General features: G+C 58.3%; 27 protein-coding genes. 22 read left to right on the top strand and 5 right to left on the bottom strand.

Annotated features, from left to right (window positions below; genetic code table 11):
• The first annotated feature begins 260 nt into the window (after positions 1-260).
• A complete protein-coding gene (locus IM294_RS19835; RefSeq protein ID WP_126818766.1) occupies positions 261-1214 on the top strand; it encodes a nickel/cobalt transporter in 954 nt (317 codons plus the stop codon).
• Positions 1215-1247: 33 nt separating this feature from the next.
• Here IM294_RS19835 and proP read toward each other — a convergent pair whose 3' ends face one another.
• Positions 1248-2750, bottom strand: a complete 1503-nt coding sequence (proP, locus tag IM294_RS19830; protein WP_041911505.1) for a glycine betaine/L-proline transporter ProP — start codon at positions 2748-2750, stop codon at positions 1248-1250.
• A gap of 649 nt (positions 2751-3399) precedes the next feature.
• On the opposite strand from proP, the gene kdgT reads away from it, so the two are divergent.
• Entirely contained in the window at positions 3400-4392 is a 993-nt protein-coding gene (kdgT, locus tag IM294_RS19825; RefSeq protein ID WP_028015220.1) for a 2-keto-3-deoxygluconate transporter, read from the top strand.
• Positions 4393-4447: 55 nt separating this feature from the next.
• Here kdgT and IM294_RS19820 read toward each other — a convergent pair whose 3' ends face one another.
• Together IM294_RS19820 and crfC are read right to left on the bottom strand one after the other, a co-directional pair.
• Entirely contained in the window at positions 4448-5323 is an 876-nt protein-coding gene (locus tag IM294_RS19820) for a diguanylate cyclase regulator RdcB family protein (protein ID WP_045261071.1), read from the bottom strand.
• Positions 5320-7674 carry a clamp-binding protein CrfC gene (gene crfC / locus IM294_RS19815; RefSeq protein ID WP_126818765.1) on the bottom strand — a complete coding sequence of 785 codons (2355 nt, stop codon included), beginning with the start codon at positions 7672-7674 and terminating at the stop codon, positions 5320-5322. The genes IM294_RS19820 and crfC overlap by 4 nt, the downstream gene beginning before the upstream one ends.
• Positions 7675-8268: 594 nt before the next feature.
• Between crfC and IM294_RS19810 the strand changes: the two genes are divergently transcribed.
• The 16 genes from IM294_RS19810 to phnP all read left to right on the top strand — a co-directional run bounded on the left by IM294_RS19810 (position 8269) and on the right by phnP (position 19918).
• Positions 8269-8604 (top strand): zinc ribbon domain-containing protein YjdM, encoded by a 336-nt coding sequence (locus tag IM294_RS19810; protein ID WP_126818764.1) that lies wholly within the window; start codon positions 8269-8271, stop codon positions 8602-8604.
• Between the two features lie 80 nt (positions 8605-8684).
• On the top strand, positions 8685-9122 hold the full coding sequence (yjdN, locus tag IM294_RS19805) for a VOC family metalloprotein YjdN (protein ID WP_028015216.1): 438 nt from the start codon (positions 8685-8687) through the stop codon (positions 9120-9122).
• A gap of 137 nt (positions 9123-9259) precedes the next feature.
• The gene (phnC, locus tag IM294_RS19800; RefSeq protein WP_126818763.1) at positions 9260-10048 is read left to right on the top strand and encodes a phosphonate ABC transporter ATP-binding protein; all 789 of its coding nucleotides are present in this window, start codon (positions 9260-9262) and stop codon (positions 10046-10048) included.
• A gap of 23 nt (positions 10049-10071) precedes the next feature.
• Positions 10072-11088, top strand: a complete 1017-nt coding sequence (gene phnD, locus IM294_RS19795) for a phosphonate ABC transporter substrate-binding protein (protein ID WP_126818762.1) — start codon at positions 10072-10074, stop codon at positions 11086-11088.
• Between the two features lie 50 nt (positions 11089-11138).
• The gene (phnE, locus tag IM294_RS19790) at positions 11139-11918 is read left to right on the top strand and encodes a phosphonate ABC transporter, permease protein PhnE (protein ID WP_028015213.1); all 780 of its coding nucleotides are present in this window, start codon (positions 11139-11141) and stop codon (positions 11916-11918) included.
• A 20-nt stretch (positions 11919-11938) separates the two neighbouring features.
• A complete protein-coding gene (gene phnF / locus IM294_RS19785; RefSeq protein WP_048958895.1) occupies positions 11939-12664 on the top strand; it encodes a phosphonate metabolism transcriptional regulator PhnF in 726 nt (241 codons plus the stop codon).
• Complete coding sequence (gene phnG, locus IM294_RS19780; protein ID WP_028015211.1) at positions 12665-13117, top strand: phosphonate C-P lyase system protein PhnG; 453 nt, start codon at positions 12665-12667, stop codon at positions 13115-13117.
• Entirely contained in the window at positions 13114-13698 is a 585-nt protein-coding gene (gene phnH, locus IM294_RS19775; RefSeq protein WP_028015210.1) for a phosphonate C-P lyase system protein PhnH, read from the top strand. Before phnG ends, phnH begins: the two co-directional genes overlap by 4 nt.
• A complete protein-coding gene (locus tag IM294_RS19770) occupies positions 13698-14762 on the top strand; it encodes a carbon-phosphorus lyase complex subunit PhnI (protein ID WP_028015209.1) in 1065 nt (354 codons plus the stop codon). Before phnH ends, IM294_RS19770 begins: the two co-directional genes overlap by 1 nt.
• Positions 14755-15600 carry an alpha-D-ribose 1-methylphosphonate 5-phosphate C-P-lyase PhnJ gene (gene phnJ / locus IM294_RS19765; protein WP_041911512.1) on the top strand — a complete coding sequence of 282 codons (846 nt, stop codon included), beginning with the start codon at positions 14755-14757 and terminating at the stop codon, positions 15598-15600. Before IM294_RS19770 ends, phnJ begins: the two co-directional genes overlap by 8 nt.
• Complete coding sequence (phnK, locus tag IM294_RS19760) at positions 15597-16352, top strand: phosphonate C-P lyase system protein PhnK (protein WP_045261067.1); 756 nt, start codon at positions 15597-15599, stop codon at positions 16350-16352. Before phnJ ends, phnK begins: the two co-directional genes overlap by 4 nt.
• Positions 16353-16361: 9 nt before the next feature.
• Positions 16362-17042, top strand: coding sequence for a phosphonate C-P lyase system protein PhnL (phnL, locus tag IM294_RS19755; RefSeq protein WP_047366876.1), 681 nt, complete (start codon positions 16362-16364; stop codon positions 17040-17042).
• Complete coding sequence (gene phnM / locus IM294_RS19750; RefSeq protein WP_059357324.1) at positions 17039-18175, top strand: alpha-D-ribose 1-methylphosphonate 5-triphosphate diphosphatase; 1137 nt, start codon at positions 17039-17041, stop codon at positions 18173-18175. The genes phnL and phnM overlap by 4 nt, the downstream gene beginning before the upstream one ends.
• On the top strand, positions 18172-18723 hold the full coding sequence (gene phnN / locus IM294_RS19745) for a ribose 1,5-bisphosphokinase (protein ID WP_028015204.1): 552 nt from the start codon (positions 18172-18174) through the stop codon (positions 18721-18723). The genes phnM and phnN overlap by 4 nt, the downstream gene beginning before the upstream one ends.
• On the top strand, positions 18716-19150 hold the full coding sequence (gene phnO, locus IM294_RS19740) for an aminoalkylphosphonate N-acetyltransferase (RefSeq protein ID WP_048958901.1): 435 nt from the start codon (positions 18716-18718) through the stop codon (positions 19148-19150). The genes phnN and phnO overlap by 8 nt, the downstream gene beginning before the upstream one ends.
• Positions 19151-19159: 9 nt before the next feature.
• Entirely contained in the window at positions 19160-19918 is a 759-nt protein-coding gene (gene phnP, locus IM294_RS19735; protein WP_063943993.1) for a phosphonate metabolism protein PhnP, read from the top strand.
• A gap of 52 nt (positions 19919-19970) precedes the next feature.
• Here phnP and yjdP read toward each other — a convergent pair whose 3' ends face one another.
• The gene (gene yjdP / locus IM294_RS19730) at positions 19971-20294 is read right to left on the bottom strand and encodes a DDRRRQL repeat protein YjdP (protein ID WP_028015201.1); all 324 of its coding nucleotides are present in this window, start codon (positions 20292-20294) and stop codon (positions 19971-19973) included.
• 69 nt (positions 20295-20363) lie between these two features.
• Positions 20364-22643: an ATP-binding protein gene (locus IM294_RS19725; protein WP_126818761.1), complete on the bottom strand. Its 2280-nt coding sequence runs from the start codon at positions 22641-22643 to the stop codon at positions 20364-20366.
• 125 nt (positions 22644-22768) lie between these two features.
• Here IM294_RS19725 and IM294_RS19720 point away from each other — a divergent pair, with 125 nt between their 5' ends.
• From IM294_RS19720 to IM294_RS19705, 4 genes are read left to right on the top strand one after another with little or no spacing between them, the layout of a single operon-like run.
• Positions 22769-24289 (top strand): sugar ABC transporter ATP-binding protein, encoded by a 1521-nt coding sequence (locus tag IM294_RS19720; RefSeq protein ID WP_028015199.1) that lies wholly within the window; start codon positions 22769-22771, stop codon positions 24287-24289.
• On the top strand, positions 24286-25281 hold the full coding sequence (locus tag IM294_RS19715; RefSeq protein ID WP_193360383.1) for a ribose ABC transporter permease: 996 nt from the start codon (positions 24286-24288) through the stop codon (positions 25279-25281). The genes IM294_RS19720 and IM294_RS19715 overlap by 4 nt, the downstream gene beginning before the upstream one ends.
• A gap of 30 nt (positions 25282-25311) precedes the next feature.
• Entirely contained in the window at positions 25312-26253 is a 942-nt protein-coding gene (locus IM294_RS19710; RefSeq protein WP_045261060.1) for an ABC transporter substrate-binding protein, read from the top strand.
• Positions 26254-26302: 49 nt separating this feature from the next.
• Entirely contained in the window at positions 26303-26989 is a 687-nt protein-coding gene (locus IM294_RS19705) for a D-lyxose/D-mannose family sugar isomerase (protein WP_088204512.1), read from the top strand.
• Positions 26990-26996 lie beyond the last annotated feature (7 nt).

Genomic DNA, 26996 nt, shown 5'->3' with positions numbered 1-26996 from the left:
TCAACCGACCGGGTTAACTGTGAAGTGATTCACATCCGCCGTGTCGATGGAGGCGCATTATAGGGAGTTCTCCGCAGCCCGCAACAGAAAAGTTGCAAAAAAATGACTGACTGCTGCATTCCCCAGCAAAACCCCGCTTTATACCCTTTTACGCACAGACTTATCCACAATTACAGCAAGATCCTGATGCGATCCTGCGAACTGAAAGAGAAGATCAACTATACTAGCGGCAAATATTCTTCTCCGCAGAGCTCCCCCTGATGAATACACAACGCCTGCCTCGCGACTGGCGCCTCCCTACGGCCGGATTGATGATGCTGGCCATCCTCTTCGCCACTTTTACGCTGCATACGCACTGGAACGCCTTTATCCAGTGGTGCCTTGCCACACAGATTACGCTGCACCGTTATCTGGTAATGTATCTCCTGCAGCTTAATAACAACCAGTACAGCGGTGGATTATGGCTCTTAACAGGCGCTTTCTTTTATGGCGTCCTTCACGCCATCGGGCCGGGGCACGGGAAGTTCATCGTGACAACCTACCTGAGCACAAATAAGGAGAGCCAACTGGCCGCACGCACCGTTCCCTTTCTTGGCAGCCTGATGCAGGGCGTCAGCGCCATTCTGTTTGTCTTTATTCTGGCAGTAGGATTTAACCTCGCGTCAGGGGATATCAGCACCAGCCGCTGGTATGTCGAGAAGATAAGCGCCGTGCTGATTGGCGCGTTTGGTGCTTTCATCATTTACCAGGCGCTGAAAAGCCTGCGGCCTCAAAGAATGAGGATCTCAGCCATCACTCCCCTTCATCAGCACGATGAACACTGTGGCTGTGGTCATCACGGCGTGGGCGCAGATCTGACACAAGGTGACTGGAAAACGCGTCTGGGCGTCATTCTGGCGATTGGCGCACGTCCGTGCAGCGGTGCAATCATGATTCTGATGTTTTCGAACGCGCTGGGCATTGTCACCTGGGGAATGGCGGCCGTTATGACCATGTCTTTAGGAACGGCACTCTCTATTATGGGGCTATCATTGGCGGTTCGTTATGCCCGTGAACGCACGGTGGCATGGTTCGGGGGAGATAGCGCGTTCAGATGGCTGGTGCCGGCAGTTAAAATTGCCGGAGGTATCATCCTGATCCTGTTCGCGACCGTCCTGTTCCTGACCGTCATCCCCATTAGCGCCAACGGCGACTACATCGCCGCCGGATGCTAATAAAAGAAAACCCGCCGTTGGCGGGTTTCTTTATTACTCGTTAATGCGTGGATGTTGATCAACAAGACGGGAGCGTTTCTTCTGCAGCTCTTCAATCTCTGCGTCGATATCCTCAATTTTCTGCTCAACGTTATCGTAGTGCTCGCGCAGGATTTCTTTCGCTTCCTGAATATCAGATGCCGCAGGCGTCGCCCCTTTCAGAGGACGGTTCGCCGTCTCCTTCATGGTCAGGCCGGTCGCCAGGCCGACTACCGCAATAACCATCAGGTAGTAGGCTGGCATCATCAGGTTCTGCGTGCTTTCCACCAGAGAGGCGGCAAGCGTAGGCGTCAGGCCGGCAATCAGAACGGAGATGTTGAACGCCGCCGCCAGCGCACTATAACGAATGTGCGTCGGGAACATCGCAGGTAATGTGGATGCCATCACCCCGATAAAGCAGTTCAGGATCACCGCCAGCATCAGCAGACCCGCGAAAATCAGACCCAGCACGTTACTGTTGATCAGAATAAACGCCGGGATCGCCAGCGCGAACAGCGCTACGCTACCCAGGATGATAAACGGTCGACGGCCAAAGCGGTCACTCAGCAGACCCATAATCGGCTGTACAAACAGCATACCCACCATGATGGCGATAATAATCAGCACGCCGTGATCTTCCGAGTAGTGCAGGTTATGCGACAGATAGCTCGGCATGTAGGTCAGCAGCATGTAGTAAGTGACGTTGGTGGAAATCACCAGACCAATACAGGTCAGCAGGCTGCGCCAGTGCTTTGTCGCGATCTCTTTAAAGGACACTTTCGGGCCGTCCTGCAGCCCTTCGCGGTCGCCCTGCTCCAGTTTCTCAACGTGCTGCTGGAACGCAGGTGTCTCTTCCAGAGCATGTCGCAGATAAAGACCGATAATACCCAGCGGGAGCGCGATAAAGAACGGAATACGCCAGCCCCAGTCGAGGAAGTTCTCCTCACCGACCACGGTTGAAATCAGAACCACGACGCCCGCGCCCATCACGAACCCGGCAATCGAACCGAAGTCCAGCCAGCTGCCCATGAAGCCGCGCTTACGGTCAGGGGAATACTCCGCGACGAAGATCGACGCCCCGGTATACTCGCCCCCGACGGAGAAGCCCTGCGCCATCTTACAGAGCAACAGCAGAATAGGTGCCCAGATGCCGATCGTGGCATAGGACGGTATTAGGCCGATACAGAACGTACTGATCGACATAATGACAATGGTGATAGCGAGTATTTTCTGGCGACCGTATTTGTCACCGAGCATACCGAAGAACAGACCACCCAGCGGGCGGATCAGGAAAGGAACGGAGAATGTACCCAGCGCGGCAATCATCTGCAGGCTTGGGTCAGCACCGGGGAAGAACACTTTACCTAATGCATAGGCAACAAAGCCGTAGACACCGAAATCGAACCATTCCATCGCATTACCGAGCGAGGCGGCGGTGATCGCTTTACGCAGTTTAGCGTCATCAATAATGGTGACGTCGCGAAGCGTAATGGGTTTAACCTTTTTCCTTCTTAGCATAGCTTTCCTCGTAGACTTAGCCCTGTCCGTTCCACAGCCAACTCGCACTCTGTGAACCCGAGATCCGCTCCGTGCGAACCTCCATCTTCAAGCGTAGCAGGTTTACTTACATTGACGTTTACCGTCGATACAACCGAACCTGTTGACGCCTGTCTGGGCAGTTAATGACCTTTTTACCCTACCAGCGTTTATATTTGTGATCAACTTCACACATATATTTATACTGCGTCAGGTGAAGACAGTTTTTGTCAACTACCGCAAATAAGTACTTTCTCAACCTTCCAGAGCCCTCATTTTCGCCCTCATCCTTTTTCTTTTCCCAACAGAATAAAAAGCCATATTTTTTACAAGAGATTTACATAAATTTTCAGCTCTCACAACGCGCCGTAAAGTTTACATTCAATATGTGATGAAGATAACTAAAACGCCGTTTTATTTTCATTGAATCAATATTCCATCGATCGCATGATAATTCCTGAAACATAGCGACGCATGTTTTCTGACGAGAGGAAACGAGAGCGCTGACTGAATTTCGGTGCAGGGTTATCACAAACCAATCATCAAGAGCACCCTTCATCAAATTGAATTTATTGATTTTTTTATTCGCACCTGCCGCTCACCATGAGAGGCGAAATTGTGAGGGTTAGAGATGAAGATTAAAGCCACGATAGAACGCATACCGGGTGGTATGATGCTGGTGCCGCTGGTACTCGGTGCTATTCTGAATACATTAGCACCTGAAACCGGGGCTTATTTTGGTGGTTTCACAAAGGGGATGATTACGGGTACCGTTCCCATCCTGGCGGTCTGGTTCTTTTGTATCGGCGCATCCATTAATTTGCGGGCAACCGGTACCGTATTACGCAAATCCGGAACGCTGGTGATAACCAAAATAGCGGTTGCCTGGGTGGTCGCAATGATATGCGCGATGTTCATTCCTGAAAATGGAATTCAGACCGGTTTCTTCGCCGGGTTATCCGTCCTGGCGATTGTCTCGGCGATGGACATGACCAACGGCGGGCTGTATGCCAGCCTGATGAACCAGTACGGAACGAAAGAGGAGTCCGGCGCGTTTGTTTTGATGTCTCTGGAGTCCGGCCCGCTCATGACGATGTTGATCCTGGGGTCCGCTGGCCTGGCTTCTTTTGAGCCCCATCATTTTGTCGGCGCGATCCTGCCATTCCTGATCGGCTTCGCGCTGGGCAATCTGGATCACGATCTGCGTGATTTCTTCAGCAAAGCCACGCCGGTGCTGATCCCATTCTTTGGCTTTGCGCTGGGTAACACCATCAACCTGAACGTGATTCTGGATACGGGACTGCTGGGGATTGTGCTGGGTGTCGCGGTTATCATCATCACCGGTATTCCGCTGATCATTGCTGACCGCGTAATCGGGGGAGGAAACGGCACGGCGGGCGTCGCCGCCTCTTCAGCCGCAGGCGCTGCCGTTGCAAACCCGGTGATTATCGCCCAGATTAACCCGGCCTTCGAACCGGTGGCCGCGTCCGCGACGGCACTGGTTGCCGCCAGCGTGATTGTCACCGCAATCCTGGTGCCCATCATCACGGCGCTATACGCGAAACGCTACGGAAATGTGCAAGAGATCCCGCCTGAACCGAAACCGATAGAAATGAATCACTAACACACCGCGCCAGCCATCCTCTCTCCCCTGGGGGGAGAGGGTCAGGATGAGGGGTTCAACCAAAAATCTCTTCCACCATTGCATCCACCAGCCGTTTTGCCGAACACAGCCTCGGCATACCCAGCGCGACGGTCTGCCAGTTTTGCGTCACTGACCAACTCACCGGATGTATATCCGCCTGACACCAGTCGCCCAGCCAGCCCAGCATGTCTTTGTGATCGATTAAACCCGCCGAAGCGGGTGTGGTCAGCCATTGATGATAGAAATGGCGCGTTGTGGGAGACGCATTGATGCCCTGCGCGAGGTAGTTGGCGGCCATGCTGCGTAAATTATCCTTGAGCATGGCCGACACATCGTTGTTCGCCAGACGACAGGCATCGCCAAATGCTCCCCAGCGCAGCTCTTCCAGAACAATGAAGCAGCGCCCGGCCAAAGACCAGCCATCATAGTGACCGGCTCGCCAGCGGGTGAAAATTTGTTCACTGTGCTCGCCCGCCTGTACCGTCAGTCCACGCTGGGTCAGCGCCTTTTCTTTATAGGCGGCACGTTGGATAAAATGAGAGGAGAGCTCCGCATACTGTTCAAGCAGGCCGGGAGATGGCTGAGCGCGCAGGTGAGCCTGCTGGCACAGTGCAGTCAGTTTATCGGCCATCAGCGTCAGCGCAAGATGGCCCGGATCCAACATGCCGGCGAGTTTTTCCGCCAGCCCCAGGCGCAGGGCCGCGTTCTCGTTAAGCATTCCCGCCATCGCCCAGGGCCGTAGCCGGGTATGCGTCATGATCTCCTGAGTCAAACGTTCACGAAACTGCAGCTGCTGCGGCCCCAGATGGGGATGGCGCGCCGCGTCCACGCCCTGCACAAGATCGACCATAAACCTGGGATGAATACACTCCAGCGTCCGCCCGGGACCGTCCAGTAGCTGTGTTGTCATGGTTGCTCTGCTGCGAATAGAGTTTGAATGTCATCGCGTAACAGTCGGGTATCTTCCTGAATCCACGTCGCAGTCGTAATGCTTTGCTTCAACAGCTGGCTGAGCGCTCGGGTTGAATGCTCATTTTGTTGACGCACTGCGAGGCTATCACGCAAGCTTTCCTGTAACCCGGTCAGGCATAACGAAAATTCTGCAAAGAACGTCGCCATTCCGGCCGTAACAGAGACATCGACCTGCGCGGACAAAGCTTTACGTATTTGTTCACAAAACTGATCAATATGTTGCTTAAATTTGTCATGCAGTTGCGCAATGTCGATAACATAGTGCGTGCGCGTGACCACGTACTCATCCCAGCCCCAGCCCGGATTATTGAGCCAACGCGAAACGGTTTCACGCATACTGCTCCCGGCGGAAAGTTGACCTGCCGGGCGGTTATCCTGTGCAATGGCATCGTTAAACAGTGCACGCGTATTGAAGTCAAGCTGGTTTGCCTGAAAAGCCGGGAAGCTGATCCGCGCCCGGAAGCCGGCATGGCTCAGATGCTCTTTTATACGCGTTTCAATGGGGCGGATAGCGTCATTCAGCGAGCGCGCCAGCGTAGATTCCAGCTGATCGAAGCGTAACGCCAGCTCTCGGGCGATTTTTGCCTGCGCATCCAGCATGATGAGTTCACAGGAGGAGCGAATTTTACTCAGGACGATCTGCGCCTGACCTTCATCATCCAGAACCAGTGTTTCCCGCTCTTGCAGTTTGTCACTGCGGCGATTCAGCCGCTCAACGCCTGCCAAATCAAGAATATTTTGAGGGCTGAACACATGGCCCACGGCCTGATGAAGCGCCGATTTTTCGGCCTCCATAAAGTCCGCGGTCGCGTTCAGCGCCTGGTCAACTTCATGTTTCACCTCATCGCTCACCGCGCTCTGGCGCGTCTGCAGCAGCGCCATATCCTCTTCAAGACGCGCGATGTTCAGTTCCAGCCCCTCAAAGGCCACCGTCAGCCCCTGATAGCGGAAGTCGAGATACTCCCGGGCATTTTGCGCGTAGTTGAGCAGCTTATGCGAGGCCGAGCGCAGCGCGAATAGCGAGGCATTGGCATAGGCGGCGTAAATCAGTTTGCGTATTGGCTGTTCAAACAGCGAATCTTCCCAGAGCAAATCGGCTGCGTGACGGATATGGTTTATATCGTCCAGGTCCGCCGAACGCCAGCGGCGTCCGAGTGCGGCTTCGGCAAAATCCTGCACCCAGGGCTGCTCCTGATGATCCGGCAGGCGTCCACGGGCATTCATCTCGTTGCGGGCGCGGTTTGCCAGATACGCCCACATAGAGGAAACAGGGTAGATCTGGCCAGGCGAAATAGTGCCTTTCATTAAGGTACCGGAGATCATCGCCCTGACCTGCTCTTCATCGTCGCTATTGCGATCCTTCTGGTCGAATTTATTCACCAGCGCATACAGAGGCACTGATTTCCCCGCAACCGAAATAGCCTGACGAACCTCTTCATCAGAAATAGATTTAAGCTGGGTATAATCCATCACCGCCAGCACCGCCGACGCGCGGGCTAGCTGTTCGCTAAGCATTTTTTGCAGATGCGGTTGTCCGGCCTCATTGGGGCCGGGGGTATCGAGCAGCGTCAGCTGCCCGAGGTGGGCATCCAGACCCGCAAGATGTACGAACTCCACTTCAATCACCGGAATATGTTCGATGGCCGCGTATTCGGAGAACGGAAACGCCACGCCCAGCGCCTGGGAGAGCCTCACCAGGTCATTGAGACTTTTCAGGCAATGAAATATTGGCTGCGCCCCGAGATGATGCTTTTCAAAGGCCTCGCCTTTCTCAATACGCTCCAGCAGCGTATTCATGTCCTTATCAATTTCCAGTTGCAGAGCCAGCTTGCCGCGATCGTAATCGCCAAGCTTTTTCTGCAGCAGGTGAATCAAATCATCAATAGGAGAGACATGTGAGAAGTGGAGCACCGGCTCTTTCTGACCTGGCGTATGACGGATCAGCGTAGGCAGCGCCGTCATTGGGCGGTTGCGGTTCGGCAACACTTCGGTACCCACAATGGCATTAATGGTGGTCGATTTCCCCGCTTTCATCGTGCCAACGATAGCCAGAACCATTTCCAGACGTGTTATTTTGCGTAATTCATTATTCAGCGTTGCCTGCTGCGCTTCGACGCCGCGCGCACTAAAATGCAAAGGCAGCACGTTGTTCTTTTCACCTGTAATAGCAGCCGTCGTGCTCTCCAGCTTCGCTGTCGGCATTGATTTCAGGGTATCGAGATTTTGCAGGGCAAGCTGTAACAAACGCTCAGCTTCCTGACTTAATTCAAAAATGGTCTGTGTGTGCATGATAAAAGCCTTTCCTTAACGCAAATTTATTACTTTTATTAAGCCACTTGTATTAATTATGATGTTCAGGCTTATATGATCACGTGTGGAAAACATGTTCACCAAAATATAACTAATTGAAGATAATCAGAAATAAATGGCTATCCCTGCATGGCGTGTAAAGCTCTCCTCAAGGCCTGAAAGCCAAAAGATAAAAAGCCTGGCCCATTTTAAGAAGCTTCAGGATATATCATCATTATTTACCCACCTAAAAAGAGAGGGATAGGCCGCCAACATAAGAAATGCATGGCAGTAAAGTTCGAAGATAAATAACAATGCGTTGCTTCACCTTATCCGAAATGAAGGTGCGTAGCAATTTGCCGCAATAAAATATTCGATATATTTAGCGACTTCTCTTTCCACCGTGTTAATGACGTTAGCATCGCTTAGCTGACTGACAGTAAGTGTCACTCGCAACACATTTTCTGCGTTTTTTAAATTCACAATAGCACCGACAAAAGTGTGGATTTGCGTTATACTTGCCGCCTTTTTCGGCACTCTGCCGTCATTTAGCTGGCACTTTCCAGCGCGTTAACACTTTTTAAGGATACCGACATGCAACTCCCACACTGCCCAAAATGCAATTCTGAATACACCTACGAAGATAATGGCATGTTCATCTGCCCGGAATGTGCACACGAATGGAATGATGCCGAGCCAGCGCAGGACGCTGATGCACTGATCGTCAAAGATGCCAACGGTAATCTGCTGGTGGATGGCGACAGCGTCACCGTGGTGAAAGATCTTAAGGTGAAAGGCAGCTCTTCCATGCTGAAGATCGGCACCAAAGTGAAGAATATCCGTCTGGTGGAAGGCGATCATAATATCGATTGCAAAATTGACGGCTTCGGTCCGATGAAACTGAAATCCGAGTTCGTGAAAAAGAACTGATTTACCCGCCCGGTAGCGCTTCGCTTACCGGGCTTTCGGGAACTACACTTAACGGGCTTTTCTTACGTGAGGTAAAGATTATGCCGTTAAGTCCCTACATCTCTTTTGCCGGCAACTGTGCAGAGGCTACCGCCTTCTATCAGCAGGCCGTCGGCGCAGAACTCCTCTATAAAATCACCTTCGGCGAAATGCCAAAAAGCGATAACAGCGAAGAAGGCTGTCCGTCCGGCATGCAGTTTCCGGATTCGGCTATCGCTCACTCCAACGTTCGCATTGCGGGCAGCGATATCATGATGAGCGACGGGCTGCCGCCGGGCAGCAGCGCACAGTACGCGGGCTTCACGCTGGTGCTCGACACGCAGGATGTGTCAGAAGGCAAGCGCTGGTTCGACAACCTTGCCGATGGCGGGAATATCGACATGGCCTGGCAGGAAACCTTCTGGGCGCACGGCTTCGGTAAGGTCACCGACAAGTACGGCGTGCCGTGGATGATTAACGTCGTTAAGCAGCAGCACTAATTTTTCGGGCGGTGGGCGGTCTGCCTCCGCCTGTCATCAAACTCCCCTCAACTCTTCAAACTCCCGCAACCTGCACTTACCCCAAATGTCATATTGATGCGCCAGCATGAGGCCACATTTATCGTGAGGCCCAGCACATGCACACTGTCATCCGCGTCGAGAAACTGAGCAAGACCTTCAATCACAACAAGGCGCTGCGTGCCGTTGATCTGACCGTCCAGCAGGGCGAAATGGTGGCGCTGCTGGGGCCGTCCGGTTCAGGAAAATCCACCCTTCTGCGTCACTTAAGCGGCCTTATTACCTGCGATAAAACGCCGGAAAGCCGCGTCGAGCTGCTGGGTAACACCGTGCAGCATGCGGGCCGTCTGGCGAGCGATATTCGCAAAAGCCGCGCCCGGACGGGCTACATCTTTCAGCAGTTCAACCTGGTGAACCGCCTGACGGTGCTGGAGAACGTGCTGATAGGCGCGCTCGGCAGCACCCCGTTCTGGCGCACCTGCCTGCGCTGGTTCTCCCCATCACAGAAGCAGGAAGCGTTACAGGCGCTGACCCGCGTCGGCATGGCGCACTTCGCCCACCAGCGCGTGTCCACGCTGTCTGGCGGGCAGCAGCAGCGCGTCGCTATCGCCCGCGCCCTGATGCAGAAAGCCAAAATCATTCTGGCCGATGAGCCCATCGCCTCGTTGGATCCGGAGTCGGCCCGCATCGTGATGGAAACCCTGCGCGACATCAACCAGAACGACGGCATCACCGTGGTGGTGACGCTGCATCAGGTGGATTACGCCCTGCGCTACTGCGAGCGCATCGTCGCCCTGCGTCAGGGCCACGTGTTCTTCGATGGCGCCAGCCACCAGTTTGATAACGAACGTTTTGACCATCTCTACCGCAGCGTAAACCGCGTCGAAGAACGCGCGCAGGCTGCTTAACGCCCCGATAACGAGGAATGGAAATGAACTACAAAGCCGTTGCCGCGCTGGCCTTCACCAGCATGTTCAGCATCAGCACCCTGTTAAGCCCGGCGTACGCCGAAGAGCAGGAAAAAGCGTTGAACTTTGGCATCATTTCAACGGAATCACAGCAAAACCTGAAGCCGCAGTGGGAACCGTTCCTGAAAGATATGGAAACCAAACTGGGGATCAAAGTGAATGCCTTCTTCGCCCCGGACTACGCGGGCATCATCCAGGGGATGCGCTTTAACAAAGTGGACATCGCCTGGTACGGCAACCTTTCCGCCATGGAAGCGGTGGACCGCGCCAACGGTCAGGTCTTTGCCCAGACCGTTGCGGCAGATGGTTCTCCAGGATACTGGAGCGTGCTGATCGTGAACAAAGACAGCCCGATCAACAACCTCAACGACATGATCGCCAAACGCAAAGATCTGACCTTTGGCAACGGCGATCCGAACTCTACCTCCGGCTTCCTCGTCCCTGGCTACTACGTCTTCGCGAAAAACAACATCTCCGCCAGCGACTTTAAGCGCACCGTCAACGCCAGCCACGAAACTAACGCGCTGGCCGTGGCGAACAAGCAGGTGGACGTTGCCACCAACAACACCGAGAACCTCGACAAGCTGAAGACCTCCGCACCGGACAAGCTGAAAGAGATCAAGGTTATCTGGAAATCCCCGCTGATCCCCGGCGACCCGATTGTGTGGCGCAAGAACCTGTCTGAAAGCACCAAGGACAAGGTGTACGACTTCTTTATGACCTACGGCAAAACGCCGGAAGAGAAAGCGGTCCTCGAACGTCTGGGCTGGGCACCGTTCCGCGCGTCCAGCGATCTGCAGCTGGTCCCGATTCGCCAGCTGGCGCTGTTTAAGCAGATGCAGGCCGTGAAGGACAACAAAGGGCTGAAGGAAGAGGAGAAGACCAGCAAAGTCTCTGAAATCCAGGCCCAGCTGGAAGACCTCGACCGCCTGACCGCCGCGCTGGGTGCGATGACGAGCGTGAATAAAGCGGTGCAGTAACACAAGTCCCCTCTCCCTGTGGGAGAGGGAGAACAGATTAAGGAGCCAACATGCAAACCATCACCCTCCCGCCGCCGAAGCGTAGCTGGTTCTCGCTCATAAGCTGGGCCATCCTGCTGGCGGTACTCGTTATCTCCTGGAAGGGCGCGGAGATGGATCCGCTGCTGCTCTTCAAAGATTCCGGCAACATGGCGACCTTCGCCGCCGACTTCTTCCCGCCGGATTTCAGCCAGTGGCAGGACTACCTCAGCGAAATGGCGATCACCCTGCAAATCGCCGTCTGGGGCACCGCCCTCGCCGTCGTTCTCTCCATTCCGTTCGGTCTGATGAGCGCCGAGAACATCGTACCGTGGTGGGTTTACCAGCCGATGCGTCGCCTGATGGACGCCTGTCGCGCCATCAACGAAATGGTCTTTGCGATGCTATTTGTGGTCGCCGTTGGCCTGGGTCCGTTCGCCGGCGTGATGGCACTGTTCATCCACACCACCGGCGTGCTCTCCAAGCTGCTCTCGGAAGCGGTCGAAGCCATCGAGCCCGGCCCGGTGGAAGGTATTCGCGCAACCGGCGCCAACAAAATCGAAGAGATCCTCTACGGCGTCCTGCCGCAGGTGATGCCGCTGCTGATCTCCTACTCGCTGTACCGCTTCGAGTCCAACGTTCGCTCCGCCACCGTGGTCGGTATGGTGGGCGCAGGCGGGATTGGCGTCACCCTGTGGGAAGCGATTCGCGGTTTCCAGTTCCAGCAAACCTGCGCCCTGATGGTGCTCATCATCGTCACCGTCAGCCTGCTGGATTTCCTCTCTCAACGCTTGCGTAAGCACTTCATCTGATTAGCGAGGCTTTGATTGGTATGCACTTATCCAGACATCCGACCAGTTACCCTACCCGCTGGCAAGAGATTGCGGCCAGGCTCGAAGTGGAGCTGCGCACGCATTACCGTTGCGGTGACTACCTGCCCGCCGAGCAGCAGCTTGCCGACCGCTACGAAGTGAACCGCCACACCCTGCGCCGCGCCATTGACCAGCTGGTGGAGCGCGGCTGGGTCCAACGCCGTCAGGGCGTCGGCGTGCTGGTGCTGATGCGCCCGTTTGACTACCCGCTCAACGCCCAGGCGCGTTTTAGCCAGAATCTGCTTGATCAGGGTAGCCATCCAACCAGCGAAAAGCTGCTCTCGGTCCTGCGCCCGGCCTCCCATCACGTGGCGGACGCGCTCGGGATTCAGGAGGGTGACAACGTCGTACACCTGCGTACGTTGCGCCGGGTCAACGGCGTGGCGGTCTGCCAGATTGACCACTACTTCGCGGACCTGGCCCTCTGGCCCGTGCTGCAACATTTCGCCAGCGGTTCCCTGCATGATTTCCTTCAGGACGCGACGGGTATCGCGCTCAAACGCACCCAGACGCGCATCAGCGCCCGCCGTGCACAGGCGAAAGAGAGCAAGGTGCTGGAGATCCCCAATATGGCTCCGCTGCTCTGCGTGCGCACCCTCAACCACCGTGACGGCGAGATCAACGCGACGGAATACTCCGTCAGCCTGACCCGCGCCGACATGATTGAATTCACCATGGAGCACTGAATGCACTTCGACACCTCCACCCGACAGCGCTGGATGCGCGTGCTGGCCCATAGCCAGCCTGCTGCGCTGGCCGCCCGCATGAACGCACTCGGCCTGACGCCTGACTACGACACGATCCGCGCGCCGGAGATCGGCCTGGTGCAGATCCAGGCACGCATGGGCGGCACCGGCGAGCGCTTCTTCGCCGGCGATGCCACCCTCACCCGCGCGGCTATCCGCCTTAACAGCGGCACGCTGGGTTATAGCTACGTACTTGGGCGAGACAAAACGCACGCCGAGCGCTGCGCGGTGATCGACGCGCTTTTACAGGAACACCCGCATTTCCAGACGTTAATGGAAACCCTTATTGCCCCGCTGGAAGCCGACCGCGCCGCACGCCTTGCCGCGCGTCAGGCCGAAGTGAACACCAGCCGGGTCGACTTCTTTACGCTCGTTCGCGGAGACAACGCATGACGCTTCAACCTGCTTTTACCCTGGCCGTCCAGGATGCCCAACAGAGTTTCCGTCGCCTGCTGAAGGCCATGAGCGAGCCGGGGGTGATTGTCTCCCTGCACCAGCTCTCGCAGGGCTGGCTGCCGCTGAACCTCGCCTCCACCAGCGTGCTGCTGACGCTGGCGGACAACGACACCCCGGTATGGCTGTCAGGCGCATTGCTGAACGATATCGCCAGCCAGAACCTGCGCTTTCACACCAGCGCGCCGCTGGTCGAACAGCCCCAGCAGGCGGTCTTTGCCGTGGCCGACGAACAGATCAGCCATGAACAGCTTAACGCCCTGAGCGAAGGCAGCGCCGTCGCACCGGAAACCAGCGCCACGCTGATTTTGCAGGTCTCCAGCCTGAGCGGTGGCCGCATGCTTCGCCTGACGGGCGCAGGCATCGCCGACGAGCGGATGGTCGCGCCCCAGCTGCCGGAGTGCATCATCCATGAGCTGACCGAGCGTCCGCACCCGTTCCCGCTCGGCATTGACCTGATCCTGACCTGCGGCGAGCGCCTGCTGGCAATCCCGCGGACTACCCACGTGGAGGTGTGCTGATGTACGTAGCCGTCAAAGGAGGCGAAAAGGCGATCGCCGCCGCTCATGCCTTACAGGAGCACAGACGCCGGGGCGATGAACAGCTTCCCGAGCTGAGCGTCGCCCAGATTGAGCAACAGCTTAACCTCGCGGTTGACCGCGTGATGACCGAGGGCGGCGTTGCTGACCGCGAGCTTGCAGCGCTGGCGCTGAAGCAGGCCAGCGGCGATAACGTGGAAGCCATCTTCCTGCTGCGCGCCTGGCGCACCACCGTTCCCCGTCTGGCAGTCAGCGAGCCGGTGAACACGGCGGAAATGCGCCTGGAGCGCCGAATCTCTGCCGTTTATAAAGACATTCCCGGCGGCCAGCTGCTTGGCCCGACTTACGACTACACCCATCGTCTGCTGGACTTCACTCTGCTGGCGAACGGCGAAGCCCCAACGCTCAGCACTTCAGACGTCGAACAGGAACCGTCTCCGCACGTCTTCAGCCTGCTGGCAAACCAGGGGCTGGCGAAAGCGGAAGAAGACACTGGCGCCACGCCGGACGACGTCACCCGCACGCCGCCGGTCTACCCGTGCTCACGCTCGTCCCGCCTGCAACAGCTGATGCGCGGCGACGAAGGGTATCTGCTGGCGCTGGCCTACTCCACACAGCGCGGCTACGGGCGCAACCACCCGTTCGCGGCAGAGATCCGCAGCGGCTATCTCGACGTCGAAATCGTGCCGGAAGAGCTGGGTTTTGCGGTGAACGTCGGCGAACTGCTGATGACCGAGTGCGAAATGGTCAACGGTTTCGTCGCGCCAGAGAATGAAGACCCGCATTTTACCCGCGGCTACGGGCTGGTGTTTGGCCTCGGCGAGCGCAAGGCGATGGCGATGGCGCTGGTTGACCGCGCCCTGCAGGCGCCGGACTACGGCGAGCACATTGCCGGCCCGGCGCAGGACGAAGAGTTCGTGCTGGCCCACGCGGACAACGTCGAGGCCGCAGGCTTTGTCTCGCACCTCAAGCTGCCGCACTACGTCGATTTCCAGGCCGAACTGGAACTGCTGAAACGCCTGCAACGGGAGCGCGCCAATGGCTAACTTAAGCGGCTACAACTTTGCCTATCTGGATGAGCAAACTAAACGCATGATCCGCCGCGCCATTTTAAAAGCGGTGGCTATTCCGGGCTATCAGGTGCCGTTTGGTGGCCGTGAAATGCCGATGCCGTACGGCTGGGGCACGGGCGGCATTCAGATCACCGCCAGCGTGATTGGCGAAGCGGACGTGCTGAAGGTTATCGACCAGGGCGCGGACGATACCACCAACGCCGTGTCGATCCGCAACTTCTTTAAGCGCGTGACGGGCGTCAACACCACCGAAAAAACCGAAGACGCGACGCTGATCCAGACCCGCCACCGCATTCCGGAGACTCCGCTGACGGAAGATCAGATTCTGATTTTCCAGGTGCCGATCCCGGAGCCGCTGCGCTTTATCGAGCCGCGCGAAACCGAGACCCGCACCATGCACGCGCTGGAAGAGTACGGGATCATGCAGGTCAAACTGTATGAAGACATCGCCCGCTTCGGCCATATCGCCACCACCTACGCCTACCCGGTGAAGGTCAACGGGCGCTACGTCATGGACCCGTCGCCGATCCCAAAATTCGACAATCCGAAGATGGACATGATGCCTGCCCTGCAGCTCTTTGGTGCCGGACGTGAAAAACGCATCTACGCCGTACCGCCGTATACGCGTGTCGAAAGCCTGGATTTCGACGATCACCCGTTTACGGTGCAGGAGTGGGACGAGCCGTGCGCCATCTGCGGATCCAAACACAGCTATCTCGATGAAGTGGTGCTGGACGATACGGGCAAACGGATGTTTGTCTGCTCCGACACCGATTACTGCCGCCAACAGAGCGAGGCGAACGGCCAATGAAACCGCTGCTTTCGGTTAATAACCTGACCCACCTTTATGCGCCGGGAAAAGGCTTCAGCGACGTGTCGTTCGAGCTGTGGCCGGGCGAAGTGCTGGGCATTGTCGGCGAGTCCGGCTCCGGCAAAACCACCCTGCTGAAGTCCATCTCCGCGCGTCTGACGCCGCAACACGGCGAGATCCTGTATCAGGGACGCTCCCTCTACGACATAAGCGAGGCCGAGCGCCGTCGCCTGCTGCGCACCGAGTGGGGCGTGGTGCATCAGCATCCGATGGACGGCCTGCGCCGTCAGGTGTCGGCGGGAGGCAATATCGGCGAACGGCTGATGGCCACCGGCGCGCGCCACTACGGCAACATCCGCGCCACAGCACAGCACTGGCTGGAGGAGGTGGAGATCCCCGCCTCGCGCATTGACGACCTGCCAACCACCTTTTCCGGCGGTATGCAGCAGCGTTTGCAAATTGCCCGCAATCTGGTCACCCATCCAAAGCTGGTATTTATGGATGAACCCACCGGCGGGCTGGACGTCTCCGTGCAGGCCCGCCTGCTCGACCTGCTGCGCGGCCTGGTGGTGGAGCTGAACCTGGCGGTGGTGATTGTCACCCACGATCTGGGCGTTGCGCGCCTGCTGGCGGACCGCCTGCTGGTGATGAAGCAGGGTCAGGTGGTGGAAAGTGGGCTGACCGACCGCGTGCTCGACGACCCGCATCATCCATACACCCAGCTGCTGGTGTCCTCGGTATTACAGAATTAAGAGGCCAACATGATCCACGTTGAAAATGTCAGTAAGACCTTTGTGCTCCACCAGCAAAATGGCGTGCGCCTGCCGGTGCTGCAAAATGCCTCGTTAGAGGTGAGTCAGGGTGAATGCGTGGTGCTGCACGGCCACTCCGGCAGTGGTAAATCGACCCTGCTGCGCTCCCTGTACGCCAACTATTTACCGGACGAAGGCCACATCCATATTCGCCATAACGAAGAGTGGGTCGATCTGGTTCAGGCCCCGGCGCGCAAGGTGCTGGAAGTACGCCGCTCAACGATCGGCTGGGTTAGCCAGTTCCTGCGGGTGATCCCGCGGATCTCCGCCCTGGACGTGGTGATGCAGCCCCTGCTGGATCTCGGCGTGCCGCGCGAAACCTGCGCCGCCAGGGCCGCCAGCCTGCTGACGCGCCTCAACGTGCCGGAGCGCCTGTGGCACCTCGCCCCGTCGACCTTTTCCGGCGGCGAGCAGCAGCGCGTGAATATCGCGCGCGGGTTTATCGTCGACTATCCGATTTTACTGCTGGATGAACCCACCGCCTCGCTCGACGCTAAAAACAGCGCAGCGGTGATAGCGCTGATCGAACAGGCCAAAGCGCGCGGGGCGGCGATCGTCGGGATCTTCCACGACGACGCCGTCCGCAATCGCGTGGCGGACAGGCTGCACCCGATGGGGACAAACGCATGATTATCAATAATGTCAGGCTGGTGCTGGAAAATGAGGTCGTGAACGGCTCGATTGAGGTCCGGGACGGCGTCATCCGCGCGTTTGCCGAAACCCAGAGCCGCTCCCCGGAGGCGATGGACGGTGAAGGCGGCTGGCTGCTGCCGGGGCTGATTGAGCTGCACACCGATAATCTGGATAAATTCTTCACCCCGCGCCCGAAGGTGGACTGGCCCGCCCATTCGGCAATGAGCAGCCACGACGCGCTGATGGTCGCCAGCGGCATCACCACGGTGCTGGACGCGGTGGCGATCGGCGACGTGCGCGACGGCGGCGATCGTCTGGAAAATCTGGAAAAGATGATCAACGCAGTGGAGGAGACGCAAAAGCGCGGCCTCAACCGCGCCGAACACCGCCTGCACCTGCGCTGCGAGCTGCCGCATCACACCACCCTGCCGCTGTTTGAAAAGCTGGTCGGGCGCGAGCCGGTCTCGCTGGTTTCGCTGATGGATCACTCCCCGGGGCAGCGCCAGTTCGCCAACATTGAAAAGTACCGTGAATACTATCAGGGCAAATACTCGCTCAACGACGCGGAGATGGCCCGTTACGAAGAAGAGCAGCTGGCGCTTGCGGCACAATGGTCGCAGCCGAACCGTCTCTCCATTGCCGCGATGTGTCGGGACCGCAACATTGCGCTGGCCAGCCATGACGATGCCACTCACGATCACGTACGCGAATCCCACCAGCTTGGCAGCGTGATCGCCGAATTTCCCACCACGTTCGAGGCGGCAGAGGCATCGCGCAAACACGGCATGAACGTGCTGATGGGCGCGCCGAACATCGTGCGCGGCGGATCGCACTCCGGCAACGTGGCGGCAAGCAAACTCGCTTCCCTCGGCCTGCTGGATATCCTCTCGTCTGACTACTACCCCGCCAGCCTGCTGGACGCGGCCTTCCGCGTTGCAGACGACGAGGACAACCGCTTTACGCTGCCGCAGGCGATTCGACTGGTGACGAAAAACCCGGCCAGCGCGCTCAACCTTCACGACCGTGGTGAGATTGCCGAAGGCAAACGGGCAGACCTGGTGCTGGCGCACCGTAAGGGCGAGCACGTTCATATCGACCACGTCTGGCGTCAGGGAAAAAGGGTGTTCTGATGGGAAGACTCATCTGGTTAATGGGCCCGTCCGGCTCCGGGAAGGACAGCCTGCTGTCGGCGTTACGCCAGCGGGAACATTCACAGCTGCTGGTGGCGCACCGCTACATTACCCGCGCGGCGAACGCTGGCAGTGAAAACCATATCGCCCTGAGCGAGCAGGAGTTTTTTACCCGCGCCGGGCAAAATCTGCTGGCGCTGAGCTGGCACGCGAACGGCTTTTATTACGGCGTCGGCATCGAGATCGACCTCTGGCTGCACGCGGGCTTCGACGTGCTGGTTAACGGCTCGCGCGCGCATCTGCCGCAGGCCAAAGCCCGGTACGAAGCGGCGCTGCTGCCGGTCTGTTTGCAGGTTTCTCCGGATATTCTGCGCAGCCGCCTGCAAAGCCGGGGACGCGAAAATGCGCGTGAGATCGACCAGCGGCTGGAACGTGCGGCGCGCTACACCCCGTCGGGCTGTCACGTCCTCAATAACGACGGAAGTTTGCTACAGTCAGTCGAGACCTTTTTATCGCTTATTCGCCAGAAGGAGAGACAGCATGCCTGACTGCCAGCTTCGCCCCGCCACTGCCGACGATGCGCAAATTGTTTACGCCCTGATCTGTGAACTGAAGCAGGCAGAGTTCGATCACCAGGCGTTTCACGCCGGATTTCTGGCCAACCTTCAGGATCACAACATGCGCTACCAGCTTGCCGAGCTGGACGGACAGGTCGTCGGCATGATCGGCCTGCACATGCAGTTTCACCTGCACCATGCCCGCTGGATCGGCGAGATCCAGGAGCTGGTGGTGATGCCGCAGGCGCGCGGATTAAAGGTGGGCAGCCAGCTGCTGGCCTGGGCGGAAGGGGTGGCACGAGAGGCCGGCGCCGAGCTAACGGAGCTCTCCACCAGCGTGAAGCGCACGGACGCCCACCGCTTTTACGTTCGTGAGGGATATACGCAGAGCCATTTTCGATTCACCAAACCGCTGTAGAGGTGCGTTATGAGTCTGACCATCACGTTAACGGGAACCGGAAGCGCCCAGCTGGTCCCGGTCTTTGGCTGCGACTGCGCGGCGTGTCGCAGGGCGCGTTTGCAGGACAACTATCGCCGTCGCCCCTGTAGCGCGGTGGTCAAATTCAACGATGCAGTCACCCTGCTGGATGCGGGCATTCCGCACCTGATGGATGACTGGCCGGCGGGCAGCTTCCAGCAGTTTTTGCTCACGCACTATCATATGGATCACGTCCAGGGGCTGTTCCCCCTGCGCTGGGGCGTGGGCGCAACCATCCCCGTCTACGGTCCGCCGGATGAAGCGGGCTGTGACGACCTGTTTAAACACCCCGGCATTCTGGATTTCAGCCACACGGTCGAGCCGTTCGTGATGTTTGAGCTGCAGGGGCTGCGGGTCACGCCGCTGCCGCTAAACCATTCAAAACTGACCTTCGGGTATCTGCTGGAATCGGCCCATAGCCGCGTGGCGTGGCTTTCTGATACCGCCGGGCTGCCGGATAAAACGGTGACGTTTCTGCTCAACAATCAGCCACAGGCGATAATCATCGACTGCAGCCATGAACCGCGTCCGGAGACGCCGCGCAACCACAGTGATTTAAATACGGTGATTGCCCTGAACGAGGTGATCGGCTGTCCGCAGGTGATCCTGACGCACATTAGCCATCAGTTTGACGCATGGATGATGGATAACCCGCTGCCAGACGGCATTGAAGCGGGATATGACGGCATGGTACTGGTGCTGGATTAGGTTTTCTCCCTCTCCCGTGGGAGAGGGTTGGAGTGAGGGCAACAGGCCGCGCTTAGCCTCGATCGTAATCATCCTCTAACCGACGCTCATCTTCTTCTAACCGACGCCTGTCGTCGTCCAGCTGACGCTGACGCTCGTCTAAACGGCGGCGTCTGTCTTCGAGCTGCCGACGACGGTCGTCGTACTGTCGGCTGTCGATTTGACGGCTGCGGTCGTAACGATCGTCATCATCGTCATTACGGCTGCTGCTGGGGTTGTAGGCATCGTTGATCGCCTGCTGAATGTTGCCAATGGCGTCATCAATCACATCGGCATGCGCCAGTTGGCTGGTTAAAGTCAGCAGACCAAATAACAGGACGGTAGAGTAACGTTTCATAAGGCCAGACTCGCAGGGGAACTGGCCTTACGGTAATGAATGGCTGGGAACCGGGGTAGCGGAGGAATCTCAAATTACCATCACCTTCCGCAGCACCTGCGCCAGCTGCTGGCGGGTAAACGGCTTACGCAGTAACGGAACGTCCGGCAGCTGCGGGTTATGCGCCGGGCGCAAATCCTGCCCGCTGATCAGCAGCACCGGAAGCTGCGGATAATGGCTGCGCACATGGTTAATCACCTCGGCTCCGCTCAGGCTTCCCGGCAACATCAGGTCGCTGATGAACATGCCAATATCCGACGACGCCGCCAGCATGTTCAGGGCCTGCTCGCCGCTGTCCGCTTCGAGCGTCAGGTAGCCAAGCTGATGCAGCTGTTCGCACAGGGTCTGGCGAACGTCCGCCTCATCTTCCAGCACCAGTACAAGCCGCTCGTGATCCACGGACGTTGTGGCAGCCAGCGCTTCATCCTCCGAAACGGCGGGCAGCGTCGAGCGCGGGAGGTGGAGCCGCACGGTCGTTCCTTGTCCCGGCGCGCTTTCGATCTCTACCCGCCCCCCGGACTGACGCACAAAACCGTACACCATCGACAGGCCCAGCCCGCTTCCGCTTCCGGTCTGCTTGGTGGTGAAGAACGGTTCAAAAACCCGGGATTTCACCTCCTGCGACATCCCGCTGCCGCGATCGATGACCTCCAGCGCTACCATATCCTGCCTGCGTCCGTCGCTGCGGGTCACGCGCTGGTTCCAGGTGCGAATTTTGATCGCCCCGCTCTGGCCTTCCATCGCATCCCGGGCGTTCATCACCAGGTTGATAATGGCGTTTTCCAGCTGGCTGACGTCAATCCACGCGGGCCATGCCGGGGTTTGCGCTTCAATCTCCAGGGTAAGCGTGGCGGGCAGCGAGTGGCGCATCAGTTCCCGTAGGTTTTCCAGCAGGGGCAGCATCTCTACTGCATGCGGCGTCAGGGACTGTTTGCGGGAAAACGCCAGCAGGCGCTGGGTCAGCAGCGCGCCGCGTTCGGCTGCCTTCAGCGCACGGGTAATGCGCGGCGCGTCGTTTGATTCGGGGTCTGTCAGCTCAAGGCTGCCGATGATCACCGCCAGCAGGTTGTTAAAATCATGCGCCAGCCCGCCGGTCAGCTGTCCGACGGCCTTCATCTTCTGGCTGTGCAGCAGCGCCTCTTCCAGCTCCTGACGCTCGATGCGGTCGATCTCCATCTGCGTGGTTTTCTCTTTCAGCAGACGCGTGGTGTGCTCAAGCGAGGCGGTGTTGCGGGCAAAAACGTTAAACGCGCGCGCCAGCTCGCCCAGCTCGTCGCGCCGCTGCAGCGCAGGAACAGAAACATCCTGTTCACCGTGGGCAAGTCGCGACATCGCCCGGGAGATGGCCGTCAGGTTGGAGCCCAGATTGCGGTAGATATACCAGCAGGCGCAGCCGGTGATGATCAGCGCCAGCACGGCGAAGATGCTGATAAACACGCTAATGGATTGCAACTCGTGATGGCTCTGGGCCGTGCGAAGCCGGGAAGCCTGCGCCACCTGTTCAACGTACTGATTAATATCGCTATTAAGGATCGCCACCAGCGCCTTAATGTGGAACATATACCAGCTGATGGACAGATCGCTCTCCTCCAACTGCTTCGACAGCGGGGCAAGCTTGCGCAGCTCGGCGTTAAAATCGGGCAGAACGCCCTCCACGACCGGCTGTATGGCGCTTCGGGGCAGCGTGGCGGTCACGGCGTCCAGCTGCTGAACGGTAGCACGCGGCGAAGGTGTATCAATCGCGGCCGCGATCAGCCGATCCATCTCCATCAGCTGCCGCGCGTCCGGCACGTTGCTGCCGAAGCGGCGGTTGATGTCCTGAAGATGGCGTAAATAGCTCTGGCTTTGATAGAGCGAGCTCAGCAAAGCGTTACGCTCAAGATGCCGCTTTTGCCCGCGCTCCAGCATCCCCGTTACGCTTTGCTGTAATTCATTGCTTCTGCGAATAATCCGCGCCACCAGCGCCGGCTCCTGCTGCGCCAGCGGGGCATCCGCCAGCTGTTCCAGCGAGCGGCGCAGCGCCGTTTGCATCTGCTTCAGCCGCTCGGCCTCGCCTTTGTACTCCAGCGCCCCTACCACCTGCGAAAGCCGCACCGCCGCCGTTGCCACGTTGGCCGTGTCGCGCGCGAGGTTCATGCTCCCGGTCATGTCGTCCAGCGTTTGCTGTTGGACCTGCTCCTGAATCTGGCTGGCATGACGAAAGCCGAGCACCGCCACGCCGCTCACCATCAGCGTGACGGCGACCACCAGCAGGTTAAATATCAGCAGGCGACCGCGGGCGCTGGAGAAGAACGGGGGGCGTGAAGGCATGTTGACTCCGTAACTGTGATCCACATTCGCTATTCATAACTATGACAAATATGAACAGCTTCTGACATTTTGCATTTACGCACCTGTGATGAAGTGCAGATATCGACATTCACAGGAGATCCGCCATGAGCAGAACCCCGGTTTTAGAGATGCGCCACATTGCCAAAACCTTTGGCAATTTCCACGCGCTCAAGGGCGTCGATTTGACGGTCTTTCCCGGTGAGATCCACGCGCTGATGGGGGAAAACGGCGCGGGAAAAAGCACGCTGATGAAGATCCTCGCGGGGGCCTATACCGCCACCGGCGGCGAGATCCTGATCGACGGCCAGCCGTTTCACATCAAAGGGCCGAAGGACGCGCTGGCCGCAGGCATTACCCTGATTTACCAGGAGATGCAGCTCGCCCCCAATCTGACCGTCGCGGAAAATATCTTCCTCGGCAGCGAGTTGTCGCGCGGCGGGCTGGTGCAGCGCAAGGAGATGGCCGCCCAGGCGCAGGCGGTGATTGACCGTCTCGGCGCGCAGTTCAGCGCCACCGACCTGGTGATGAAGCTGACCATCGCCGAGCAGCAGCAGGTGGAAATCGCCCGCGCGCTGCACCGCAACAGCCGCATCCTGGTGATGGACGAACCCACCGCCGCCCTCTCCTCCCGCGAAACCCACCGCCTGTTCGAACTGATTTTGCGCCTGCGTGATGAAGGCATGGCGATTATCTATATCAGCCACCGCATGGCGGAGGTCTATGAACTCTCTGACCGCGTGAGCGTTCTGCGCGACGGGCAGTACGTCGGCAGCCTGACGCGCGACAAGCTGAACGCGTCTGAACTGGTGAAGATGATGGTGGGCCGCCCGCTAAGCGACCTGTTCAACAAAGAGCGCGATATCCCTCTCGGCAGCCCGCGTCTCAACGTGCACCACCTCACCGACGGTAAAAAAGTGCAGCCATGCAGCCTGCAGGTGCGCTCCGGTGAAATTGTCGGGCTGGCGGGGCTGGTCGGGGCCGGACGCTCCGAGCTGGCGCAGTTGATTTTCGGCGTGCGCAAGGCCACCGGCGGGATGATTGAGGTGGACGGCGAGCCGGTGGTGATCCACTCCCCGCGCGCGGCCATTGAAAACGGGATTGGTTTTCTCACCGAGAACCGCAAGGAACAGGGTCTGTTTCTGGAGCTGGCGGCGCAGGAGAACATCACCATGGCGACGCTGGAGCGCGACGCCACCTTCGGCATGCTTAACCGCAAAAAAGCCCAGTCAATTTCCGATGACGCTATCGCCCTGCTTAACATCCGCGTGCCCCATTCTCAGGTGCGCGCGGGCGGGCTCTCCGGCGGCAACCAGCAAAAGCTGCTGATCTCCCGCTGGGTGGCGATTGGCCCGCGCATTCTGATTCTCGACGAACCCACGCGCGGGGTGGACGTCGGTGCCAAAAGCGAGATCTACCGCATCATGAACCAGATGGCGCGCAAGGGGGTGGCGATTCTGATGATCTCCAGCGAGCTGCCGGAAGTGGTAGGCATGAGCGACCGGGTGTACGTAATGCGGGAAGGCAGCATTGCGGGTGAACTGCACGGGCGCGACATCTCTCAGGAAAATATTATGACGCTGGCAACCGGCGTGAACGACACACATCATCAGGCGGTGCAATCATGACAACTCCAACCCATCCGCAGCAGGTGGCGAAATCCGCCTCCGCCAAAAAAATGCTGATGAGCGATCTGATGCAAACGGTCGGCATTTTGCCGATTTTAATCCTGATTGTGGCGGTGTTTGGCTTTATCGCCCCGAACTTCTTTACCGAAAGTAACCTGCTCAACATTACCCGTCAGGCGTCGATCAACATCGTGCTGGCGGCGGGGATGACCTTCATCATTCTGACCGGCGGGATTGACCTCTCCGTGGGCTCGATTCTCGGCACCACGGCGGTGGCGGCGATGGTGGTCTCGCTTATTCCTGAATTTGCGATGCTCTCCATTCCGGCGGCGCTGATGCTCGGCATGGTGCTGGGGCTGTTCAACGGCGCGCTGGTGGCCTTCGCCGGGCTGCCGCCGTTTATCGTCACGCTCGGCACCTATACGGCGCTGCGCGGCGCGGCGTATCTGCTGGCGGACGGTACCACGATGATTAACTCCAACATCAGCTTCGAGTGGATCGGCAATAACTATCTCGGCCCGATTCCGTGGCTCGTCGTCATTGCCCTGGCGGTCATCGCTATCTGCTGGTTCATCCTGCGCCGCACCACGCTCGGCGTTCATATCTACGCGGTCGGCGGCAACATGCAGGCGGCGCGCTTAACCGGCATCAAAGTCTGGCTGGTGCTGCTGTTTGTCTACGGCATGAGCGGCCTGCTCTCCGGCCTCGGCGGGGTGATGAGCGCCTCGCGCCTCTACAGCGCCAACGGCAACCTCGGCACGGGTTACGAGTTGGATGCGATTGCGGCGGTGATCCTCGGCGGCACCAGCTTCGTCGGTGGGATCGGCACGATCACCGGCACGCTGGTGGGGGCGCTGATCATCGCCACCCTCAACAACGGCATGACGCTGATGGGCGTCTCCTACTTCTGGCAGCTGGTGATCAAAGGGGCGGTGATCATCATAGCGGTGCTGATCGACAAATACCGTACCCGACATCATCAAAGTGCATAACAACAATACCCTACAAGCGAGGAAGACAAGATGCGTTTGAAACCCTTAGTGACCGCGCTCTGTGCTGGCGCGCTGCTGGCCGCAACGCCGTTTGCGCAGGCAAAAGATCTGAAGTCCATCGGCGTGACGGTGGGCGACCTGGCTAACCCGTTCTTCGTGCAGATCACCAAAGGTGCCGAGCTGGAAGCGCGCAAGCTGGCTGGCGATAACGTCAAGGTGACGCTGGTTTCCAGCGGTTACGATCTGGGCCAGCAGGTGTCGCAGATCGATAACTTCATCGCCGCGAAGGTGGACATGATCATCCTCAACGCTGCGGATTCCAAAGGGATCGGCCCGGCGGTGAAGCGGGCCAAAGAAGCGGGGATCGTGGTCGTGGCGGTGGACGTGGCGGCGGAAGGGGCCGATGCGACCATCACCTCCGATAATACCCAGGCGGGGGAAATGGCCTGTAAGTACATTACCGACCGCCTGAAAGGCAAAGGCAACGTGGTGATCATCAACGGACCGCCGGTCTCCGCGGTGCAGAACCGCGTGGAAGGCTGCCAGACGGAATTCAAAAAACATCCGGACATCAAGGTGCTCTCGGACAACCAGAATGCCAAAGGCAGTCGTGAAGGCGGGCTGGAAGTGATGACCTCCCTGCTGGCGGCCAATCCGAAGATCGACGGCGTATTCGCGATTAACGATCCGACCGCGATCGGCGCCGATCTGGCGGCGAAACAGGCCCAGCGCAACGAGTTCTTTATCGTCGGCGTGGACGGTTCCCCGGACGGTGAAGAGGCGCTGAAGCGCGAAAACTCCCTGTTTGTGGCGACCCCGGCGCAGGATCCGCAGGTGATGGCGGCGAAGGCGGTGGAGATCGGCTATGACATTCTGCAGGGCAAACCTGCGCCGAAAGCGCCTGTGCTGATCCCGGTGACGATGATCGATAAAAAGAACGTCGGCACGTATAAGGGGTGGACGGTTAAATGATCCTTTTCCCTCTCCCCATGGGAGAGGGAACTGTTTTCAAGGAGTCCCCATGAAACGCTCCGACATTAACGAAATCCTCGGCCACACGCGGCAGTTCTTTTCCATGCACGACGTGCATCTCCCGCCGTTTGCCAGCTTTCCACCTACAAAATGGCAGCAGCTTGACCAGGCCGCGTGGCAGGAAGTGTTTGACCTCAAGCTCGGCTGGGACGTGACCGCTTTCGGCGGCAACAATTTCGCCGCACAGGGTCTGACGCTGTTTACCCTGCGCAACGGCTCCCCCAACGGCGTGCCGTATGAGAAATGCTACGCCGAAAAAATCATGCACGTGCGCGACGGCCAGGTGACGCCGATGCATTTTCACTGGCGCAAGCGGGAGGACATCATTAACCGGGGCGGCGGGAACCTGATCATTGAGTTATGGAATGCCGGGATGCATGAGGAGACCGAAAACACCGACGTGACCGTCACGATTGACGGCTGTCGGCAAACCCACGCTCCCGGCAGCCAGCTGCGCCTCACACCAGGGGAAAGCATCTGTCTCACGCCCGGCCTGTATCACAGCTTCTGGGGCGAACGCGGCTTTGGCGACGTGCTGGTGGGCGAAGTGTCGTCGGTGAATGACGACGAGCACGACAACCACTTTTTGCAGCCCGTTGCCCGCTATAACAACATCGAAGAAGACGAACCGGCGGTGCTGGTGCTGTGCAACGAGTACAACCTGTTTCGGAGATAAGGAGTGA

It is taken from the genome of Enterobacter cloacae complex sp. P43RS, assembly GCF_014930585.1.
Lineage (GTDB): Bacteria > Pseudomonadota > Gammaproteobacteria > Enterobacterales > Enterobacteriaceae > Enterobacter > Enterobacter bugandensis.
Note: the sequence above shows the minus strand (reverse complement) of the source record. Positions and strands in the feature narration are given on the sequence as shown.

Excerpts from the sequence above, each read along its gene's own strand:
- IM294_RS19835 (WP_126818766.1), top strand. The coding sequence starts at position 261 with ATGAATACACAACGCCTGCCTCGCGACTGGCGCCTCCCTACGGCCGGA.
- proP (WP_041911505.1), bottom strand. The coding sequence starts at position 2,750 with ATGCTAAGAAGGAAAAAGGTTAAACCCATTACGCTTCGCGACGTCACC.
- kdgT (WP_028015220.1), top strand. The coding sequence starts at position 3,400 with ATGAAGATTAAAGCCACGATAGAACGCATACCGGGTGGTATGATGCTG.
- IM294_RS19820 (WP_045261071.1), bottom strand. The coding sequence starts at position 5,323 with ATGACAACACAGCTACTGGACGGTCCCGGGCGGACGCTGGAGTGTATT.
- crfC (WP_126818765.1), bottom strand. The coding sequence starts at position 7,674 with ATGCACACACAGACCATTTTTGAATTAAGTCAGGAAGCTGAGCGTTTG.
- IM294_RS19810 (WP_126818764.1), top strand. The coding sequence starts at position 8,269 with ATGCAACTCCCACACTGCCCAAAATGCAATTCTGAATACACCTACGAA.
- yjdN (WP_028015216.1), top strand. The coding sequence starts at position 8,685 with ATGCCGTTAAGTCCCTACATCTCTTTTGCCGGCAACTGTGCAGAGGCT.
- phnC (WP_126818763.1), top strand. The coding sequence starts at position 9,260 with ATGCACACTGTCATCCGCGTCGAGAAACTGAGCAAGACCTTCAATCAC.
- phnD (WP_126818762.1), top strand. The coding sequence starts at position 10,072 with ATGAACTACAAAGCCGTTGCCGCGCTGGCCTTCACCAGCATGTTCAGC.
- phnE (WP_028015213.1), top strand. The coding sequence starts at position 11,139 with ATGCAAACCATCACCCTCCCGCCGCCGAAGCGTAGCTGGTTCTCGCTC.
- phnF (WP_048958895.1), top strand. The coding sequence starts at position 11,939 with ATGCACTTATCCAGACATCCGACCAGTTACCCTACCCGCTGGCAAGAG.
- phnG (WP_028015211.1), top strand. The coding sequence starts at position 12,665 with ATGCACTTCGACACCTCCACCCGACAGCGCTGGATGCGCGTGCTGGCC.
- phnH (WP_028015210.1), top strand. The coding sequence starts at position 13,114 with ATGACGCTTCAACCTGCTTTTACCCTGGCCGTCCAGGATGCCCAACAG.
- IM294_RS19770 (WP_028015209.1), top strand. The coding sequence starts at position 13,698 with ATGTACGTAGCCGTCAAAGGAGGCGAAAAGGCGATCGCCGCCGCTCAT.
- phnJ (WP_041911512.1), top strand. The coding sequence starts at position 14,755 with ATGGCTAACTTAAGCGGCTACAACTTTGCCTATCTGGATGAGCAAACT.
- phnK (WP_045261067.1), top strand. The coding sequence starts at position 15,597 with ATGAAACCGCTGCTTTCGGTTAATAACCTGACCCACCTTTATGCGCCG.
- phnL (WP_047366876.1), top strand. The coding sequence starts at position 16,362 with ATGATCCACGTTGAAAATGTCAGTAAGACCTTTGTGCTCCACCAGCAA.
- phnM (WP_059357324.1), top strand. The coding sequence starts at position 17,039 with ATGATTATCAATAATGTCAGGCTGGTGCTGGAAAATGAGGTCGTGAAC.
- phnO (WP_048958901.1), top strand. The coding sequence starts at position 18,716 with ATGCCTGACTGCCAGCTTCGCCCCGCCACTGCCGACGATGCGCAAATT.
- phnP (WP_063943993.1), top strand. The coding sequence starts at position 19,160 with ATGAGTCTGACCATCACGTTAACGGGAACCGGAAGCGCCCAGCTGGTC.
- yjdP (WP_028015201.1), bottom strand. The coding sequence starts at position 20,294 with ATGAAACGTTACTCTACCGTCCTGTTATTTGGTCTGCTGACTTTAACC.
- IM294_RS19725 (WP_126818761.1), bottom strand. The coding sequence starts at position 22,643 with ATGCCTTCACGCCCCCCGTTCTTCTCCAGCGCCCGCGGTCGCCTGCTG.
- IM294_RS19720 (WP_028015199.1), top strand. The coding sequence starts at position 22,769 with ATGAGCAGAACCCCGGTTTTAGAGATGCGCCACATTGCCAAAACCTTT.
- IM294_RS19715 (WP_193360383.1), top strand. The coding sequence starts at position 24,286 with ATGACAACTCCAACCCATCCGCAGCAGGTGGCGAAATCCGCCTCCGCC.
- IM294_RS19710 (WP_045261060.1), top strand. The coding sequence starts at position 25,312 with ATGCGTTTGAAACCCTTAGTGACCGCGCTCTGTGCTGGCGCGCTGCTG.
- IM294_RS19705 (WP_088204512.1), top strand. The coding sequence starts at position 26,303 with ATGAAACGCTCCGACATTAACGAAATCCTCGGCCACACGCGGCAGTTC.